Source organism: Dyella monticola, assembly GCF_003363155.1.
In the GTDB taxonomy this organism is placed as follows: Bacteria; Pseudomonadota; Gammaproteobacteria; order Xanthomonadales; family Rhodanobacteraceae; genus Dyella_B; species Dyella_B monticola.
The window spans coordinates 47,681-64,407 of sequence record NZ_QRBE01000004.1; the positions used below are offsets into that span (position 1 = coordinate 47,681).

General features: G+C 63.2%; 16 protein-coding genes. 7 read left to right on the forward strand and 9 right to left on the reverse strand.

Features of this window, described 5'->3' with window-relative positions:
• Window positions 1–16: 16 nt before the first annotated feature.
• From flgF to DWU98_RS08645, 6 genes are all read right to left on the reverse strand, one after another.
• Window positions 17–757 (reverse strand): flagellar basal-body rod protein FlgF, encoded by a 741-nt coding sequence (flgF, locus tag DWU98_RS08620; RefSeq protein WP_115495157.1) that lies wholly within the window; start codon window positions 755–757, stop codon window positions 17–19.
• Window positions 758–770: 13 nt separating this feature from the next.
• Window positions 771–1,997, reverse strand: coding sequence for a flagellar hook protein FlgE (locus DWU98_RS08625; protein WP_115495158.1), 1,227 nt, complete (start codon window positions 1,995–1,997; stop codon window positions 771–773).
• A 43-nt stretch (window positions 1,998–2,040) separates the two neighbouring features.
• Window positions 2,041–2,727 carry a flagellar hook assembly protein FlgD gene (locus tag DWU98_RS08630; protein WP_115495159.1) on the reverse strand — a complete coding sequence of 229 codons (687 nt, stop codon included), beginning with the start codon at window positions 2,725–2,727 and terminating at the stop codon, window positions 2,041–2,043.
• Between the two features lie 19 nt (window positions 2,728–2,746).
• Window positions 2,747–3,175 carry a flagellar basal body rod protein FlgC gene (gene flgC / locus DWU98_RS08635; protein ID WP_115495160.1) on the reverse strand — a complete coding sequence of 143 codons (429 nt, stop codon included), beginning with the start codon at window positions 3,173–3,175 and terminating at the stop codon, window positions 2,747–2,749.
• Window positions 3,175–3,582, reverse strand: coding sequence for a flagellar basal body rod protein FlgB (flgB, locus tag DWU98_RS08640; RefSeq protein ID WP_115495161.1), 408 nt, complete (start codon window positions 3,580–3,582; stop codon window positions 3,175–3,177). The genes flgC and flgB overlap by 1 nt, the downstream gene beginning before the upstream one ends.
• 193 nt (window positions 3,583–3,775) lie before the next feature.
• Window positions 3,776–4,702, reverse strand: a complete 927-nt coding sequence (locus DWU98_RS08645; protein ID WP_115495162.1) for a chemotaxis protein — start codon at window positions 4,700–4,702, stop codon at window positions 3,776–3,778.
• A gap of 154 nt (window positions 4,703–4,856) precedes the next feature.
• On the opposite strand from DWU98_RS08645, the gene DWU98_RS08650 reads away from it, so the two are divergent.
• The 5 genes from DWU98_RS08650 to DWU98_RS08670 all read left to right on the forward strand — a co-directional run bounded on the left by DWU98_RS08650 (window position 4,857) and on the right by DWU98_RS08670 (window position 9,267).
• Window positions 4,857–6,167 (forward strand): methyl-accepting chemotaxis protein, encoded by a 1,311-nt coding sequence (locus DWU98_RS08650; RefSeq protein ID WP_115495163.1) that lies wholly within the window; start codon window positions 4,857–4,859, stop codon window positions 6,165–6,167.
• 65 nt (window positions 6,168–6,232) lie between these two features.
• The gene (gene flgA / locus DWU98_RS08655; protein WP_158545004.1) at window positions 6,233–6,904 is read left to right on the forward strand and encodes a flagellar basal body P-ring formation chaperone FlgA; all 672 of its coding nucleotides are present in this window, start codon (window positions 6,233–6,235) and stop codon (window positions 6,902–6,904) included.
• 110 nt (window positions 6,905–7,014) lie between these two features.
• Entirely contained in the window at window positions 7,015–7,326 is a 312-nt protein-coding gene (flgM, locus tag DWU98_RS08660; RefSeq protein ID WP_115495165.1) for a flagellar biosynthesis anti-sigma factor FlgM, read from the forward strand.
• Between the two features lie 29 nt (window positions 7,327–7,355).
• A complete protein-coding gene (locus DWU98_RS08665) occupies window positions 7,356–7,802 on the forward strand; it encodes a flagella synthesis protein FlgN (protein WP_115495166.1) in 447 nt (148 codons plus the stop codon).
• A 178-nt stretch (window positions 7,803–7,980) separates the two neighbouring features.
• Window positions 7,981–9,267: an EAL and HDOD domain-containing protein gene (locus DWU98_RS08670; RefSeq protein WP_230474761.1), complete on the forward strand. Its 1,287-nt coding sequence runs from the start codon at window positions 7,981–7,983 to the stop codon at window positions 9,265–9,267.
• A gap of 192 nt (window positions 9,268–9,459) precedes the next feature.
• Here the strand turns inward: DWU98_RS08670 and DWU98_RS08675 are convergent, their stop codons facing one another.
• Together DWU98_RS08675 and DWU98_RS08680 are read right to left on the reverse strand one after the other, a co-directional pair.
• Window positions 9,460–9,978 carry an energy transducer TonB family protein gene (locus DWU98_RS08675; protein ID WP_115495167.1) on the reverse strand — a complete coding sequence of 173 codons (519 nt, stop codon included), beginning with the start codon at window positions 9,976–9,978 and terminating at the stop codon, window positions 9,460–9,462.
• Complete coding sequence (locus tag DWU98_RS08680) at window positions 9,978–11,264, reverse strand: acetyl-CoA C-acetyltransferase (RefSeq protein WP_115495168.1); 1,287 nt, start codon at window positions 11,262–11,264, stop codon at window positions 9,978–9,980. The genes DWU98_RS08675 and DWU98_RS08680 overlap by 1 nt, the downstream gene beginning before the upstream one ends.
• Window positions 11,265–11,390: 126 nt before the next feature.
• Here DWU98_RS08680 and DWU98_RS08685 point away from each other — a divergent pair, with 126 nt between their 5' ends.
• Together DWU98_RS08685 and DWU98_RS08690 are read left to right on the forward strand one after the other, a co-directional pair.
• Window positions 11,391–12,536, forward strand: coding sequence for a hypothetical protein (locus tag DWU98_RS08685; protein WP_115495169.1), 1,146 nt, complete (start codon window positions 11,391–11,393; stop codon window positions 12,534–12,536).
• A 120-nt stretch (window positions 12,537–12,656) separates the two neighbouring features.
• A complete protein-coding gene (locus DWU98_RS08690) occupies window positions 12,657–15,149 on the forward strand; it encodes a sensor domain-containing protein (RefSeq protein ID WP_115495170.1) in 2,493 nt (830 codons plus the stop codon).
• Between the two features lie 33 nt (window positions 15,150–15,182).
• On the opposite strand, the gene DWU98_RS08695 is transcribed toward DWU98_RS08690, so the two are convergent.
• Window positions 15,183–16,211, reverse strand: coding sequence for an HDOD domain-containing protein (locus DWU98_RS08695; RefSeq protein WP_230474762.1), 1,029 nt, complete (start codon window positions 16,209–16,211; stop codon window positions 15,183–15,185).
• Window positions 16,212–16,727 lie beyond the last annotated feature (516 nt).

Genomic DNA, 16,727 nt, shown 5'->3' on the forward strand with positions numbered 1-16,727 from the left:
GGATATTCATGATGAATTAGCTCGTCTGCAGCAGCTTGGTGCTTGCGTCCGAATCGTCCTCGGACGTCTTGATCGAGCGCACTTGCATTTCGTACTGCCGCGACAGCGAAATCATCTTCACCAGCTCCGACGATGGATTGACGTTGCTCGCTTCCAGCGCACCGGAGGTAAGCGTGACGGTATCGTCGGCATCGGCGGTGCTGCCGTCGTTCATATGCATCAGGCCATCGGATCCTTCGCTCATCTGCGTGGGATCGGGATTGACCAATTTGATTTGGCCGACCGCCGCGATCGTGTCGGGCCCCTGCCCCATCGGCACGGTGGAAATGGTGCCGTCCTTGCCGATGGTGATCTGCGAGCTTTGCGGAATGGTGATCGGACCACCCGTGCCCATCACCGGATCGCCGCGGCTGTCGGTGAGGTTGCCTTCGGCGTCCAGCTGCAGATTGCCGGCGCGCGTATACGCTTCGCTACCGTCCGCCGCCTGTACCGCAATCCAGCCGGGGCCGTTCACGGCAACATCGAGCGAACGGCCGGTGTCCTGCACGGAACCTTGTGTTTCGTCCTGACCGGTGCCTTCGGCCACGGCATTGATGCGCGTGTTGGCGCCAGGCCCAAGCACGGGCACGCTTTGAAACGCGCTCAGCTCGGCCTTGAAGCCCACCGTGGATGCGTTGGCCAGGTTGTGGCTCACGGCATCCTGCGCACGCATCGTCTGCGTGGCGCCGGTCATTGCAATGTAGACGGAACGATCCATGGGTTATCGTCGATCAGCTGCGATCAACCGCGGAGAACAGTGCCTGATCCAGCGAACTGACCGTGCCCAGCATCTGCGAATTGGCTTCGTAGTTCTGCTGCGCCTGGATCATGTTCACCAGCTGCGCGGTGGTGTCGGAGGTGTTGGAGGTTTCCAGCTGGCCTTGTTCGACGTCACCGAACTGACCCGTGCCGGCGGAGCCGAGGATCGCGATGCCGGATGACTGCGTCGCCACCCAGTTGTTGTTGTCGACCTGCTGCAAGCCCTGCTGATTGGTGAAGTTGGCGACCGCAATCTGCCCAAGCTGCACGGTCTGGTTGTTGGAGTAGATCGCGGTAACGACACCGGTCGTACCGATCTCCACGTTCTGCAAGGTGCCTGCCGCGAAACCGTTTTGATCGATCGTGCCGACCGAATACGCATTGCCGAATTGCGTCGTGTTGGCGAAGTTCATCGTCATGGTGGCCGGGAATGTGGCGCCGTTGGTCGGCTGTACCGGCGTGAAGCTGAGGTTGCCGTTGGCCGGCGTCTGCAGCGTGCCGTCACTATTGAAGGTCATGGTCTGGCTGCCTGCGCTTTGGCCGTCGATATACAGATTGGCCGTCCACGTATTGCTGCCGGTATTGACGTAGTAAATCGACGCCGTATGCGAGTTTCCCTGTGAGTCGTACACGTTGAAGCTCGACGACGCGTTGTAGCTCTGGTCGTCACTCGGGCTCAACGGTGCATCCGCAGGCGGGCTCGATCCAGCCGGCAGGTTCGAATCGACGGTAATCGTGCTGGTCGGCGTGGCTGCGCTCTGCGCGGTGTTGAGCTGCAGATCCGTCAACGTGCTGGTGTTGAAACCGCCATTGCCATTGGGCGGATACACCTGCAGATAGGAGCCACTCGCCGTGGTCACGTAACCTTGGGAGTTTTCCTCGAACGCGCCGTCGCGGGTGTACTGGTTGCCGCTGCCATTGTTGACGACGAAGAAACCGTTGCCGCTGATCGCAAGATCCAAGCTGCCGTTGGTGGTTTCCAGATCGCCTTGCGAGAACTGCTGTTCCACGCCTGTCATATCGGCACCGCTGCCCACCGCCACCGCGCTGAGGTTCAGACCAGTCTGCGCGTAAACCTGGGCAAACTGTGCGGTCGAGCCTTTGAAGCCCACGGTACCGGCGTTGGCGATATTGTTGGAAATGACGTTGAGTTGGTCCTCGGCTGCGTTGATGCCGCTTAGCGCTTGATTGAGAGCCATGTTTTATTCCTCAGAGATGCGATGTCGGGCGATGCCGCCGACGTCAGTTGATCTGTGCCACTTGGCTCAGCGGAACACCGCCGATGCCCGCCACTTGCAGATACGTACCCGTGGTGCTGCCGCCATAACCCACGCCCGTGACCGCACCGGAGACATACGTGGACAGCGCTGCCGTGCTGCCGCCGTTGTTGGCGGAAATGGTGTACGTGCCATTGGCGACCGCATTGCCGCTGCTGTCCGTGCCGTTCCAGCTGAATTGCGCCAGGCCCGCGGACTGGTCGCCCAGGTCGATGGTATTGACGGTGTTACCGTTGCTGTCCTGGATGGTGAGCACGACATCGCCCGGCGAGGTGACATTGACGCCGCCGCTTACCGCGCTGCCGCTGTAGTCGAGCGTGCTCGAGGGCACCAGCACCTGCTTGCCGACCAGGTTGGATGCGCCGAGCACCTGCGAGCTCTGCAAACCGCTGCTCATGTTGCTGTTCATCGTTTGCAGCGTGCTGTAGATGTTCTGATCGGTGGACAGCGTCGCAAATTGCGCGAGTTCCGCGGCCATTTGCGAATTGTCCATCGGCTGGGTCGGGTCCTGATCCTGCAACTGCGTGGTAAGCAGCTGCAGAAAATCCGATTGCGTCATGGTCGTACCGGTGGGCGCGGTGGTGACCGTGCTGCCGGTAAGGCTCAGGCCGGAGACCGAAGCGCTGTTGATGTTGCTGCTGACTGCTGACATGGATAAGGGTCCTTAAAGCTCAGCTGCCAAGATCGATGGTCTTGATCATCAGCTGCTTGGTCGTGTTCATGACTTCCACGTTGTTCTGATACGAACGCGACGCGGAAATCATGTTCACCAGTTCATCGATCGGATTGACGTTGCTGCCGTACACGTAGCCGTTCTGATCGGCCATGGGATTACCCGGCTCGTAGTGCGTTTCCACCGGCTGCTGGCTTTCGGAAACACCCACCATGCGCACGCCGTTGTTCACGCCATCGCTGTCCAGCGAGGCGATGCCGTCACTCTCCTGCGTGGGCGCAAACAAGAGTTCTTTCGCTTTGTAGGCCGAGTCGGCGCTGCTGCTGACGCTGTCGGCGTTGGCGAGATTGCTGGCCACGGTATTGAGCCGCAGCGACTCGGCGGCCATGCCAGAACCGGCGGTATCGAAGATCTTCATCAGGGACATTAGCTTTGCTCTCCCCCGTTGATGGCCAGGCGCAACGTTTGGATCGTGCTGTTGATGAAGCTGAGGCTGGCCTGGTAATGCACCATGTTGCTGGCGAATGCGGATTGCTCCACCTGTGTATCGACGGTGTTGCCGTCCATGCTCGGCTGCAGCGGCACGCGGTATTTCAAGGCGTCGGCCGATTGCGCGGTGGTGCTGACCTGGCCTTCCGAGGGCGCGCTCAACGCGAGCGTCTGCCCATCGCCGCCGCTGGCTTGCTGCAGTACTTGGCGGAAGTCGACATCGCGCGCCTGATAGTTGGGCGTGTCGGCATTGGCGATGTTGGAGGCAATCACTTCGGACCGGCGCTGCCAAACCTCCAACGCCTGGCTGTTCAATCCGAATACATTGTCGAGAGTGTTGCTCATGACTTGAGTCCTCGCAGCGATCGTTGCCTGCGAAGGGTCTCGAGCAAGTTGCATGCCACGGCTTGACAACGCCGTGCAAAGCGCATTGCACAGCCATTTCCGGCTGTGTGCGCCAATCGCGCCCGTAGCGTGGCGACGTTATACCGGCGCGTCGGGACGGATTCCCGACATCACCCTATTGCCGCGCCAGCCGTCAATTTGTTGACGGGTCCATCAATTCCAATACCGTTTTCGCCAATAAGTCAGGCTGAAACTTCGCGATAAAACGATCGGCGCCGACCTCGCGCACCAGCGCCTCATTAAAGATGCCGCTCAACGAACTGTGCAGCACCACCTTGAGCTGGCGCAGCGCAGGCGTTTCGCGAATCGCGCGCGTCAAGGCGTAGCCATCCAGGCGCGGCATTTCGATATCGGAGATCACCAGCGTGATGCGCTCGTCGGTGCCCTCGCTCATCGCGGTAAGCTGCTCCAGCGCTTCGCGCCCGTCCTGCGCGATCACGCAGTCGATGTTCATCTGCTTGAACAGGCCGACCAGGCGCTGGCGCGCGACGAACGAGTCGTCCACCACCATGATGCGGCGAGGCGAAAAATCACGATGCTCCGCTTCGTGCTGCAGTCGCGAGGAGACCTCCGCCGGCGCACCTTCGATGCTGGCCAGCACGTTCTCCACATCGACCACCGCCATCAATTGGCCATCGAAGCGGCTTACCGCATTGACGCGGCTGCCAAAACCGAGCGTAACCGGCGGCGCCTCCAGCGACTCGCCCGAGCAATGCACGATGCGTTGGAAATCCGCCACCAGAAAGCCCTGCATCGAACGACTGAACTCGGTCACCACCACGTGCGCCGTGTCCAGATCACGCAGCGCCGGATAACCCATTGCCTGCGCCAGGTCGATCACCGGAATGGTCTTGCCGCGATAGTCGAAGCTGCCCGCCAGCCATTCGTGCATGCCGGGCAGTTGCTCCATTGGCGGCTTGCGCAGCACTTCGCGCACCTTGAACACGTTGATGCCGAACAACTGCCTGTCGCCCAAGCGAAACAGCAGCATGGCCACGCGGTTATGGCCGGCCAGCCGGGTGTGACTCTCCACGCTGTCCAGCAGCGCCGTTGTGCTCATGGGGGTTTCTTGGCGTGTTTCGATAATCGGGTATCGGCGCATTCGCACGCCGCTTGAGTGCGCGGGGGAACAGACACGTGGCACATCACTTGCTTCCTCAACTTTCAGACGTTTCCGCCGATGTCTGGAAAACCAAAAACGGAACTGCGTAACCATGAGTCTGATTCGCAGCCAGCACCTGGCCGCCCTGATCCAAGCCGCGCTTGCCGGAAACACGTCCGAGCTGGCGCGGTTGCGCCGCAAGCACGCCAGCGCGGCCAAACTGCTCGAACCGGTGTTCGCGCGGCTGGCGCCGCGCGCGCCGGCGGCCGTGGCATTGCAATCGCTGGAACAGCAAAGCCTGGTGCTGACCCACGCGCAGAACCTGCATCGCGAACAATCCGCGCTGGAACAATCGATCGGCGAGAGCCGCGACAGCGTCGGACAGTTGACGGAGGGTAGCGCCGGCATGTCCGCGCTGCTGCAACAGGCGCAGGGTGGTGTCGACCAGGCCACCAAGGCCGGCGAGCACAGTTCGGCCAACGTCAGCGAACTCAACGGCCAGCTGCGCCTGCTGCGCAGCGCGCTGTCGGCGATGAACCAGAGCCAGAGCCTGCTGACCCAGCAAGTGGCGCAGATCCGCGCGCTCACCACCAACGTGCAGGACATCGCCCATCAAACCAACCTGGTTGCGTTGAACGCCGCGATCGAAGCGGCGCGCGCCGGCGATGCCGGCCGCGGCTTCGCCGTGGTGGCCGACGAAGTGAAGCAACTGGCGGAGAAAACCGCGCAGGCCACGGCGGAAATCGAAACCGTCACCAGCTCGATCGGTGAATTCTCCTTGCAGATGAACGGCAACGTACAGCAGAGCCTGCAGCGCCTGGAGCGCGCGCAGACCGGCGTGACCGAAACCGAACGCACCTTGCAGCAGGGCAGCGACAACCTGCACGGCATCGTTACGCGTCTGCGCTCGCTGCGCGAAGGTCAGGATGCCGTGCATGTGCGCGCCACGACCCTCAAAGCCACCCTGGGCGCCTTGCAACGCCGCGCGTACGACTCACGCCGCCATGGCGAAGCCCTCGGCCGCGCCGCGGCGCTGGCACACCGCCTGTGCCTGGGCTGGCTGGAGGGCGAAAGCGGCAACGACATCGCCAGCCTCAGCCTGACCGTGCGCGAATCGGTGACCGGCCTGCGCCAGAGCATGGAACTGGCATTGCAGGAACCCACGTCGCTCGACCGGCGCTGGTTCGATACCGACGTACTCAGGCGCAGCCTCGACCGGCTTACCGCGCGCCGTGGCGATCATCCTTCGAGCGCGAGCCTGCACGAATCGGCCACGCGCCTGCGCGAACAGGGAGAAGCGTTCCTCGAACTGCTCGCCAACGGCCAATTCGAACTGGCCGCGCAGATGTCCGACAAACTGGAAAGCGAGCGCGAAGCGATCAACAGCCAGTTGTCGATGATTCTGGCGGACGAGAGCGCATGAGTTTCTTCAGGCGCTTGACGTTCGCGCGCTCCGCTCTCTCTCCCCGAAGGAGAGAGAGCTACTGCGTGGCCGTATTGCTGCTCGCGCTCATCAACGCCGCCCACGCCGACACCACTCCCGCCGCCCTGCGCGCGGCCGCCGAACAAGCCGTACGCACGCAATACGGCACCGCCGGCAGCCGCGTGGTGATCGTGCCCACTCGGCTGAGTGCGCGCCTGCGTTTGGCATCCTGCCCCCATGCGTTGCAGGCCCGCGTGCCGATGCGTCAGGGCACGCCCTCGCGCGTGGCGGTGGCGGTGAGCTGCCCCGTCAATCCGGGCTGGACGATCCAGGTGCCGGTGCAGATGCAGGTATTCCGCAATGTGCTGGTCAGCAATCACCCCCTGGCGCGCGGCGACATCCTCGGCCCCGCCGACGTGCACAGCGAAGAACGCGACATTGCGCGGCTGGGCTATGGCTATATCGAAAGCCTCGATCAGATCCTGGGCCATTCGCTGGGCCGGCCGCTGATTGCCAGCGTGGTGCTGGAACCGGGCGACTTCAACGGACGCCAGACCGTGCATGCCGGCCAGGACGTGGAACTGGTGGCACAGGTGGATGGCATCGAAGTGCGCACCCGTGGCATGGCCTTGGACGGCGGGGACACCGGCGCCGACCTGCGGGTGCGCAACGACAACTCTGGCCGGATCATCCAGGGCGTGGTGATCGGGGCCGGCCAGGTCCAGGCGCTGCCGTGAACCTGAACCCCCGATCCACCTGACATACTGAGCTCATTCGGCAGATTCAAGTTTTCTTGGGGGACGCCGATACCCATCCCAGGGCATATCGAGAGAGAACGCCAAGCGCCATGAATACCACTATTTCTTCCAATGGCTTACCGCAACTTCCGCTTGCCACCGGCAACGCGGACAGCAGCGCCAGCCAGGCTTCGAACACCACCGCCACCGCCGGCACGTCGACGACGCAGGCGAACGACAGCGTGCAGCTCACCGATTCGGCCCGCGCCCTGCAGCAGGCCAGCGGCGCCGACGCACCGGTCGACACCGCGAAGGTGGAGCAGATCAAGCAATCGCTGGCGGCCGGCACCTACAAGGTCGACCCGCACGCCATTGCCAACAGCCTTGTGTCGATGGAAGGCCAGATCGGCGGCACCAAGTGATCAACGTCTGAAGTGAAGAAGTCCATGCCATGAGCCCGAATCTGCAGGCCGAACTCGGCGACGCGCTGCGCGCCGTCCTGGACGAGATGAGCGCGACCACCGCACAGCTCATCCACGTGCTGGACGAAGAACGCGAAGCGCTCACCGGCGCCGACGCCAAAGCGCTCAATCGCGCCGGCGAAGCCAAACAGATGCTGATGCGCAGGCTCGAGCAACTGGACGTGGAACGCCTGCACCTTTGCAGCACCAGTGCCGAAGCAGCGCAGCAGGTGGACGCGCAATGGCGCGAACTGCTGAAGTCGCTGACCGCGTGCCGCGATAAAAACCAGCGCAACGGCGCGCTGGTCGGCCAACGCCTGACGCAAGTGCGGCGGGCCCTGGCGGTGTTGACCGGCAACGAGGCGCAAACAGGCACCTACGGACAAAACGGCGCGCTCAAGGATACGCATCGCTCCGTGCAATTGGCGCAGGCCTGAGTGACCGAGGGCGACTGCGACACCACCGATCCAACCATTCGCAACACCGGGGGACACGCGGCGAGCAGCGAGGGGGGCAGCCCGCACATCACCGCAACCTTCGTGCTTGGCCTGAGCTACTCGCGATCAAACCGTTAGCGGTAGCACGTGCTCCACACTTGATGCGGTAATCCATACCATGACGACGAGTACAGTAGCTTCCTCGACGGCTCCTTCAAGTAAGGAACCCGTCTCGCTCACCGAAATGCTGTTGCCGGTGGTGCGAAGCCCGATGTTGGATCAAGAGGAAGAACTGTTCGCCTACGAGCTGGTGTTCTACCGACAAGGCGCAGGTTCCGACGCCGACACCACACTGGTAGGCAGTGTCCTTTCTGGCATCACCGATGGCGCAATCACCCGACTGGTGCGCGGCAACCGCGCGTTCATGCGCCTGCCGCGCATGCTGCTGCTGGAACAGACCGACATCTTCGCGCACACGCCGCGCCTGGGCTTGATCATCGATCCGATTCACGTACGCGATACGGCCGTACTGCAGCGCCTGCAACAACTGGCACTGCGCAATTGTCCACTGCTGCTGGATCTGGGCAGCACCGATCCTAACGCGAGCGAACCGCATGGTGCGCTGGAGCCGCTGCTGCGCCTCGCGCGCTATGTGCGCATCGACGCGAAGAAACTCAGCGCCGACGTGCTCGCTGAGCGCTGCAAGCAGCTATATGAGCGCGGCCTGGGCGTCATCGCCGGCAACGTCGATGATCACCTCACCTACGGACACTGCAAGAATCTTCCCTTCCAGGCAATCCAGGGCCGCTATCTGCTGGTGCCACAGCAGATCGAAGTGCCGGTGCTCACACCCAGTCGCCTGAGCCTGCTGCGCTTGATGAGCGCCTTGCAGGACGGCAATGCCGGCCCGGTGGAGCTGGGCGATATCATCCGCGACGATGCGGTGCTCAGCTACAAGCTGCTCGGTTGCGTCAATTCCGCTTACTTCGCGCTGCCGCGGCAATTGAAGTCGATACAACAAGCGGCGATCTTTTTCGGGGTCGCGCGCCTGCGCAACTGGATCTACACCATGGCACTGGCAAGCACGGACGACCGGCCGCCGGAATTGCTGCGCACCGCGCTGATACGCGCGCACATGTGTGAAAAACTGGCGCACGGCATGTCCGCCGGGCAACAGGAAATGGCGTTCATGGCCGGGCTGCTTTCCCTGCTCGACACACTGCTGTGCGCGCCGATGGAATTCGTGCTGAGCCACTTGCCGCTGGCACCGGAAATCCGCGAAGCGCTGGTGGAAGATCGCGGCCCGTTCGCGCCACTGCTGAGCCAGATCTACGCCTGGGAAGCCGGCAATCTGCAGACCATGCAGATGCAGCCGCAAAACATTCGCAAGATGGCCGGTGCGTATTACGAAGCGACGCAATGGGCCGATCAGGTTTTTTCGTTTGCGGAGCAGCGGGCGCATTAGTCGGTATAGCTGAGTAGCGCAATGCGTTGCTGCATGGGACAGTTTCCTCCCCTGCTTGCAGGGGAGGGTTAGGGTGGGGTAACGCGAGCGCTGCTCGCGTCGTGTCGATATCACCGCGAGGTTGCTTCACCCCACCCCAGCCCTCCCCTACTGCACGTAGGGGAGGGCACAACTACAAAGCATCGGTGCACCTCACCGCACCTGCGCCAACCGCGCAGACACCCCAGTAAAGCGCATCGGCAAATCCCCACTCATACCTTGCGGACGATCCGCCGACACGGCGAACCGCCAGCGCCTTGCCATCGCTATCGCATTCGCATCCAGCACCGCATCGCCGCTGCTTTGCGCGACGAACGCATCGATGACCTGCCCTTGCCCGTCAACGCGCAGATGCAGCACCAGCTCGCCCACCGCATGGCTTTCCATGCGCGCAACCGGCACCGACGTCACCGGCATCGATACCGGAATCAGCGCGTCGTTGGCAGCGGCCGTAGTAGCCGCGTGTGCTTGCATCGATGTGTACGGGTTGCGCGCCGTGACATGTCGTGTATGCGTGGCCCCCCGGTGCATCACGTGCGCTACCGACGCGCGATGCGGCGCAGCCTTCCACGCCACGTGCCGATAAGTTTGATCGCTGAGCCATGCAGTGCCTGCCACGCCGACGACCAACGCCAGCAAGCTCAAACCGGCCGTGGTGCGCAATCGCGGCATTACGGCCGTTCGAGAATCGCCGTCACGCCCATGCCGCCGGCGGTGCAGATGGAGATCAAGCCGCGGCCCGAACCTTTCTGTTCGAGCATCTTCGCCAACGTGGCGACGATGCGTGCACCGGTGGCCGCAAACGGATGACCCACCGCAAGGCTGGAACCGTGAATATTGAGCTTGTCCGGATCGATGCGTCCAAACGGCGTATCCAGGCCCAACCGATTTTTGCAGTAATCGGCTGACTCCCACGCGCGCAACGTGCACAGCACCTGCGCAGCGAAGGCTTCGTGGATTTCGAAGAAATCGAAATCCTGCAAGGTCAAACCGTTGCGCGCGAGCAGGCGTGGCACGGCGATGGTCGGCGCCATCAGCAAGCCCTCGCCATGCACGAAATCCACCGCAGCCACTTCGGCATCGCGCAGATACGCCTGAATGTTCAGGCCGCGCGCGGCCGCCCACGCGTCATTGGCGAGCAGCACGGTAGCAGCGCCATCGGAAAGACCGGTGGAATTGCCGGCGGTCAGCGTGCCCAAGCCCGAGCTCTTGTCGAACGCAGGCTTGAGTGAGGCGAGCTTTTCCATGGTGGAGTCCGCGCGCAAAAAACCATCGCGCTTCACGCCACGAAACGGCACCACCAGGTCGTCGAAGAAGCCCGCCTCGTAGGCGGCGGCGAGTTTGCGGTGGCTTTCCAGTGCGAGACGATCCTGATCTTCACGCCCGACGTGCCACTCGCGCGCCATCTTTTCGCAGTGCTCGCCCATCGACATGCCGGTCCGTGGCTCGGCCACGCCGGGAAACGCAGGTTTCAATTCGCTCAAAGAAAAACCGCGTACGGCGGTTTTCAGCTTATCCATCGGCGTTTTGGCGCGGTTGACGGCCAGCAGGCGCTTGCGCAGGCGCGTGCTGTACACGATCGGCACGTCGCTGGTGGTATCGGAGCCGCCGGCGATGCCGGCCTGGATCTGGCCGGCCGCGATCTTGTTGGCGATGAGGATGGCGTTATCCAGCGAGGTGCCGCAGGCACGGGCGGTGGTGATACCCGGCGTGGTCGGCGCCAGCCCGGAACTGAGCAGGGCTTCGCGCGCGAGATTCCATTCGGAGGGGTGCTTGATCACCGCGCCCATCGCCACTTCGCCCAGCTCCACCCCATGCAGCCCGAAACGCTCGACCAGCGCGCCCAGCACCTTCACCGACATGCCGAAGTTGCCGACGTCCGCATAGGCAGTGTTGTTGCGACAGAACGGGATACGTACACCACCGATGACGCCAACGCGCTGCTGCGTGTTCTCCATAGTCTCAAGTAATCCACCCTTGCACCGACCTGCAAGGCTAACCCGCTCGGCTGCCTGGCGAAAGCCCGCAGGGGCCGCCGATCAGCGAATGTTAGACTTACGGTCTTTTTTTGGTGGTGTGATCGCGTGGAATCCACAGGTGTGCTGCAAGCGTTGCCCGTCGTCCTGGCCCTGGAACTCGCCCCGGGCGAGCACCCGCAGCAGTTGACCCTGAGCCGCGACGGGGCCGCTGAGCTGGCCGCGCTGGTCGCCGACGACCTACATCGGCTGGTACCCGCCGTGGCCCAAGCCCGACTGACCTTGGGCGGGGCACTGTTCGATGCGGTCGAACTGCTGCGTCCAGGCTTCCCCGCGTGGGCGACGCTGGATGAGCTCGCGCGGCGAATTCCCCGCGGCCAGCTCGAAAACGTGGTGGCATTCGGCCATCACGGCGGCCATATGCCCGCCCTGCCGCTGGAGCCCGATCCGGCCTACGCGGACGGCCCCATGCGCTTTTTGCCCTTGAGCCTGCTGGCGCCGGAGGACCTGGCCGCGGCCCTGTCCGAGCAGTTGGAAGTGGAGCTGATCGGCCGCGGTGAGGCCGGTGCGCAAACCGCCGACTGGCTGATGCGCCACGTCGGCATCCGCCTGGAACATGCGCGCTACCTCAGCCGCAACGACCTGCTCGCGCTGACCTGCGTGCAATACGAGCACGTCAATCTGGCGCCGCTGTGGCAACTGCTGGAAGCGGCGATGCTCACACCTTACCGTGAAGAAAACGCACTCAGCGCGCGCGGTCTTGCGCTGCGCTACGCCGACGGCAAGGCTTGGATGCAATCGCCGGCGCAATGGCTGGCCGCGCACAACGGCGATGGCGCCGAGCGCAGCCACGCCTTCGCCGGCGCGGTGTTCGAGTTGCGTCAGTACGCAGCGCTGCTGGAGGCGCATAGCCTGCCGCTCTATCTGGATGGCGAATCGGCCGTCCAGATCGGACGGGAAGAAGGCTGGCTCGCGGAGATTCTGGCGCAGCCAGACCCGGCCTACGATCGGCCCGCTTTGTTTGCCCACGAAGCGGCCGGCCTGGGCGTGGTGGCGGTGACCGTGGCCCAGCGTGGGGCGGCGGGCCACGCTCACGTGCTGGCCCATGGGTATCCCCTGCGACCGGCGGCGCTCGGTTCATTGGTAACGGTGCTGGCCGACCGCTTCGACGCCCCCAGCGAGCTGCATGCGCTCGGCCGTATTCAGCTCGACGAAAGCGGGCGGCTGGGTGCCCCGGCCATCGCGCTGCATTGATGGCGAACACCTTAAGGATGAGGCCGCTTTCTCTTTTCTGAAAAACGCGTACTGTCGGCTCGTTCAAAGCCGACGCCAATCGGCGCATGATGTGTGAACACACGGTCAACCCGGAACCGCATGTCCAAACCGAGGCTCCCCGCCGAAGGCCATCCCGAGGACCCCTGGTCCGGGAACCCGCTGCTCGCGCATGTCGTGCAGAGCGTGCCCGCGCTCATTACCTATATCGACCCGCAGGAGCGCTTTGTCTTTGCCAATGAGGCGCATCGCCGCTGGTTCGAGATCGACCCGGGCGACATCATGGGCCGCGCGGTCGTCGAGGTGCTCGATCCGGAAAGCTACCTGCGCGTGCGCGCCGCGCTGCTGCAGGCACTGAGCGGCCACGATTCCAGCTACGAAGGGCAGCTTTTCAGTCGCCCGCAACAGCGCTACGTGCATGGCAGCTTCACGCCCGATCGCGACGAAACCGGCCGCCTGCGCGGCGTACTCACCGTATTCACCGACATCACCGAACGCCACGCATTGGAAGAACAATTGCGCGAAAGCGAGCAGCGCTTCTCGCAGGCCTTCCAACATGCTGCGATCGGCATGGCGATGACCCTTCCGGATGGACGCTATCAGCGCGTGAACGCCGCGTTGTGCGACATGTTGGGCTATACCGAAACGCAGCTGCGCACCATTACCTGGCGCGAGTTGACTCACCCGGACGACCTCCCGCTGAGCGAGGCGCTGTGCGCGCAGGTGATGAGCGGCAAGCGTGAAGCGTTCCAGACCGAGAAGCGCTACATCCACCGCGACGGCCACATCGTGCACGTACAGCTCAGCGTCTCGCAGGTACGCAGCGAAGCCGGGCAGCTCAACTACCTGGTGAGCCAGGTGCAGGACATCACCAAGCGCAAGCAATACGAAGAGGCGCTGTTTCGCGAACGCCAGCTCGCCGAAGTGACGTTGAATTCGATCGGTGATGCAGTGATTACCACCGATATCTCACTCCTCATCACCTCGCTCAACCCCATTGCCGAGGCGATGACCGGCTGGTCCAACGCCGAAGCCAAGGGTAGTTCGCTGGATGATGTGTTCCGCCTGCGCGACATCAACAATCGGCAACCGCTGGACAATCCGCTGCGCCAGGCGATGCGACGCAACACCCTGGTGGATTTCAGCGGGCGCGCGATTCTGCTTCACCGCAACGGTTTCGAAACCCCTATCGAAACCTCGACCGCGCTCATCCACGATCACACCGGCACCGTCACCGGCGGCGTACTCGTATGCCATGACATCAGTGAAAACCGCACGCTGGCGCTGAAGCTGATCCAGCTTGCGCAGCACGACTCGCTCACGGGACTACCCAATCGCAGCCTGCTGTATGCGCGCATCGAGCAGGCCATGGCGATGGCCATGCAACGTCACCGTCAGTGCGGCATCTTCTACATCGATCTGGACCACTTCCGCCGCATCAACGATACCTTCGGCCATGGCGTGGGCGACCAGGTGCTGCAGGCGGTCGCGCAGCAGATCCGCAGCACGTTGCGCGACAGCGAGGATATGGCGTTTCGCTACAACGGCGATGAGTTCGTGGTACTGCTCCCTCGTGTGGAGGATACGGATGAAGCGGCGGGCTTCGCCCAACGCTTGCTGGACGCCTGCATGCAGACGCAAGTTTCGCATCTGCCGCCGCTCGATATCCGCGCCAGCATCGGCATCAGCCTGTTTCCGCACGACGGTACCGAACCGGATGCGCTCGTGCGCAACGCCGATGCGGCGATGTATGAAGTAAAGACGCAGGGCCGTCACGGCTACCGCTTCTACGCACCGGAGATGAGCCAGCGCTCCGCTGCCAGCCAACGCATCGAAGACGTGCTGCGCCACGCCCTGGCACATGGGGAGCTTGCCTTGCGCTATCAACCGAAGGTGGATGCCCAGTACGGCCACATCGTCGGTGCCGAAGCGCTGCTTCGCCTGCATGTGAATGGTGTGGAAGCATTCACGCCGGATCAGTTCATTCCGGTGGCCGAAGACACCGGCCTGATCGTTTCCATCGGTACCTGGGCATTGCGCGAAGCGTGTTTGCAAGCACGCGCATGGCAGCGCGATGGTCGCCCGCTGCCGATCTCGGTCAACGTCTCACCACTGCAATTTCAGTACGCCGGTTTCTATGAGCGGATGGACGGCATCCTCAATGAAACCGGCCTGGACCCCAGCCTGCTGGAGTTGGAACTGACCGAGCGCACGATGATGACCGGCGGCGACGGCACCATCCGCCTGCTGCGTCGCATCCGCCAGCGCGGTGTGCGCTTGTCGCTCGACGATTTCGGCATGGGCTACAGCAGCCTCTCCTACCTCAAGCATTTCCCTGTCGATGCCCTGAAGATCGACCGTGCCTTCGTGCGCGACATCACGCAGGACGCGGAAACCGCTGCGATCACCAGCGCGATCATCGCGATGGCGCGCAGCCTCAACAAAGACGTGATCGCCGAAGGTGTGGAAACGGAACTGCAAAGCGCGTTTCTGCGCGAAGCCGGATGCTCGCAGATGCAGGGCTTCTTGTTCGGCGCGGCGATGACGCCCAAGGCCTTCGAGGAACGATTGACGGTGCCATCGCTGCTGCCGTAAGCGTTGTATTCCGTCGCCGGGACGACGGGATGCTCACTGTGGCCGAAATGCCCGCCGCAATTCCTGCTGCGCGCGCTCCACCAACACATCCGGCAAGCGATCCGCGCGCGATTGCGCCGGAGGCGTGGCGCGATCGATCACATGATTGTCGGCCAGCATCTGGATCATCGACAGATGATCGGCGGCGAGCAGCGCATTGCCCAGTTCGGTGACGGGTGCACGCGCGCGCACTTCAAGGCGCTCGCGCAAGGCTTCGATCACGTTCGGTGGCAATTCCCAATGTCTGGCGGCACGCAGCGACAAATGGTTGGCCAGATATACGTAATTGCTCAGGAAAGCGCGACTGAACACGCCCAGCGTCGGCGGGGCTTCTTGGTCGAGCACGCGAATCATTGCGCCGACACCGGCATTGCACACCACGCCGGCAAGATACGCTTCGAACGGATCGCCCTGCCCTTTGGCCAGGTACATGCAGGCGTGCGCACAACGCTCGGCGTGATCCCACAGACGCTGGCCCGCGGCGTGGCCGAGCATGCCGGCGCTGGCCTGGAGGATCGGCTTCATCACGTGCTGCGTGACCATCTGGCGCAGACCGTCATGGCCCAACAACACCACGGCGTGCTGCAGGCTGCTGATCGGGCGCGCGGTGCGGTAATGCGCACTACGGCTTACGCGCATCACTTCACCCACCAGCACCGGGTCGCGGCCGATCAACTTGGCAACCTTGGTGCCGTCGGAGTTTTCGCTCTTTAGCAGGCGCAGCAGCTGCGGCAGCACCTCCGGCAGGCGCGGCAGGGTGGAAATGTCGAAGCGATCGCCGCCGCACAGCTCGTCCAGGCGCCGCAGCATGACCTGCTCCTGCGGCCGCGAATCCACGACATCCGAACCGGGCATGCCGAGCACCAGGCGATAGAACCAGTCCTGCACATCGGCGCTGCTCAATGCAGGCGCCGGCGCCTCCGGTGGGGGCTGATCTTCGGGCCATGGCAGCACCACGCTGAAGCGCGGCCGCTCTTTGGCTGGCTCTTCATGCACAAACAATCGTTTCCAGAAACCGGTCATATACCGCCCAGGCTCGTCCCCTCGAAACAGATATCGGCAGGTATTTGCGGGGCTTGATGGCACCTTCGACTCGAAGCCCCTCCCTGCGGTTAGGGTGGGGAGGGGTGACGTGAGCGGAGCTCGCGTCGCGTCAGTATCACCGCAAGATGGCTTCACCCCGCCCCAACCCTCCCCTACTGCACACAAAAAAGGGAGCGCATGCACAGCATCGGCCCGACTCACGGCATCTGCGCCGCTCAGGTCTATTCACTACGAGAAACCGTTCCCCTGCTTGCAGAGGAGGGCTAGGGTGGGGTGACGCGAACGAAGCTCGCGTTGTATTGGTATCAGCGCAAGATGGCTTCACCCCAACCCTCCCCTACTACACGCACGGGAGGGAGCGCATGCATAGCACCGACCCGACTCACGGCAGCTGCTCCGCTCAGGTTTAGTCACTGCGAGAAACCATCCCCTCCCCTGCTTGCAGGGGAGGGTTAGGGTGGGGTGACGCGAGCGAAGCTCGCGTCTTCCATGTCC

Bases quoted from the DNA above. Each gene is read 5' to 3' on its own strand.
- DWU98_RS08665 (WP_115495166.1), top strand. From the start codon at position 7,356: ATGAGCCCGAATCTGCAGGCCGAACTCGGCGACGCGCTGCGCGCCGTC.
- flgB (WP_115495161.1), bottom strand. From the start codon at position 3,582: ATGAGCAACACTCTCGACAATGTATTCGGATTGAACAGCCAGGCGTTG.
- DWU98_RS08675 (WP_115495167.1), bottom strand. From the start codon at position 9,978: ATGCCGCGATTGCGCACCACGGCCGGTTTGAGCTTGCTGGCGTTGGTC.
- DWU98_RS08680 (WP_115495168.1), bottom strand. From the start codon at position 11,264: ATGGAGAACACGCAGCAGCGCGTTGGCGTCATCGGTGGTGTACGTATC.
- DWU98_RS08625 (WP_115495158.1), bottom strand. From the start codon at position 1,997: ATGGCTCTCAATCAAGCGCTAAGCGGCATCAACGCAGCCGAGGACCAA.
- DWU98_RS08645 (WP_115495162.1), bottom strand. From the start codon at position 4,702: ATGAGCACAACGGCGCTGCTGGACAGCGTGGAGAGTCACACCCGGCTG.
- DWU98_RS08650 (WP_115495163.1), top strand. From the start codon at position 4,857: ATGAGTCTGATTCGCAGCCAGCACCTGGCCGCCCTGATCCAAGCCGCG.
- DWU98_RS08695 (WP_230474762.1), bottom strand. From the start codon at position 16,211: ATGACCGGTTTCTGGAAACGATTGTTTGTGCATGAAGAGCCAGCCAAA.
- DWU98_RS08670 (WP_230474761.1), top strand. From the start codon at position 7,981: ATGACGACGAGTACAGTAGCTTCCTCGACGGCTCCTTCAAGTAAGGAA.
- flgM (WP_115495165.1), top strand. From the start codon at position 7,015: ATGAATACCACTATTTCTTCCAATGGCTTACCGCAACTTCCGCTTGCC.
- DWU98_RS08690 (WP_115495170.1), top strand. From the start codon at position 12,657: ATGTCCAAACCGAGGCTCCCCGCCGAAGGCCATCCCGAGGACCCCTGG.
- flgC (WP_115495160.1), bottom strand. From the start codon at position 3,175: ATGTCCCTGATGAAGATCTTCGATACCGCCGGTTCTGGCATGGCCGCC.
- flgF (WP_115495157.1), bottom strand. From the start codon at position 757: ATGGATCGTTCCGTCTACATTGCAATGACCGGCGCCACGCAGACGATG.
- DWU98_RS08630 (WP_115495159.1), bottom strand. From the start codon at position 2,727: ATGTCAGCAGTCAGCAGCAACATCAACAGCGCTTCGGTCTCCGGCCTG.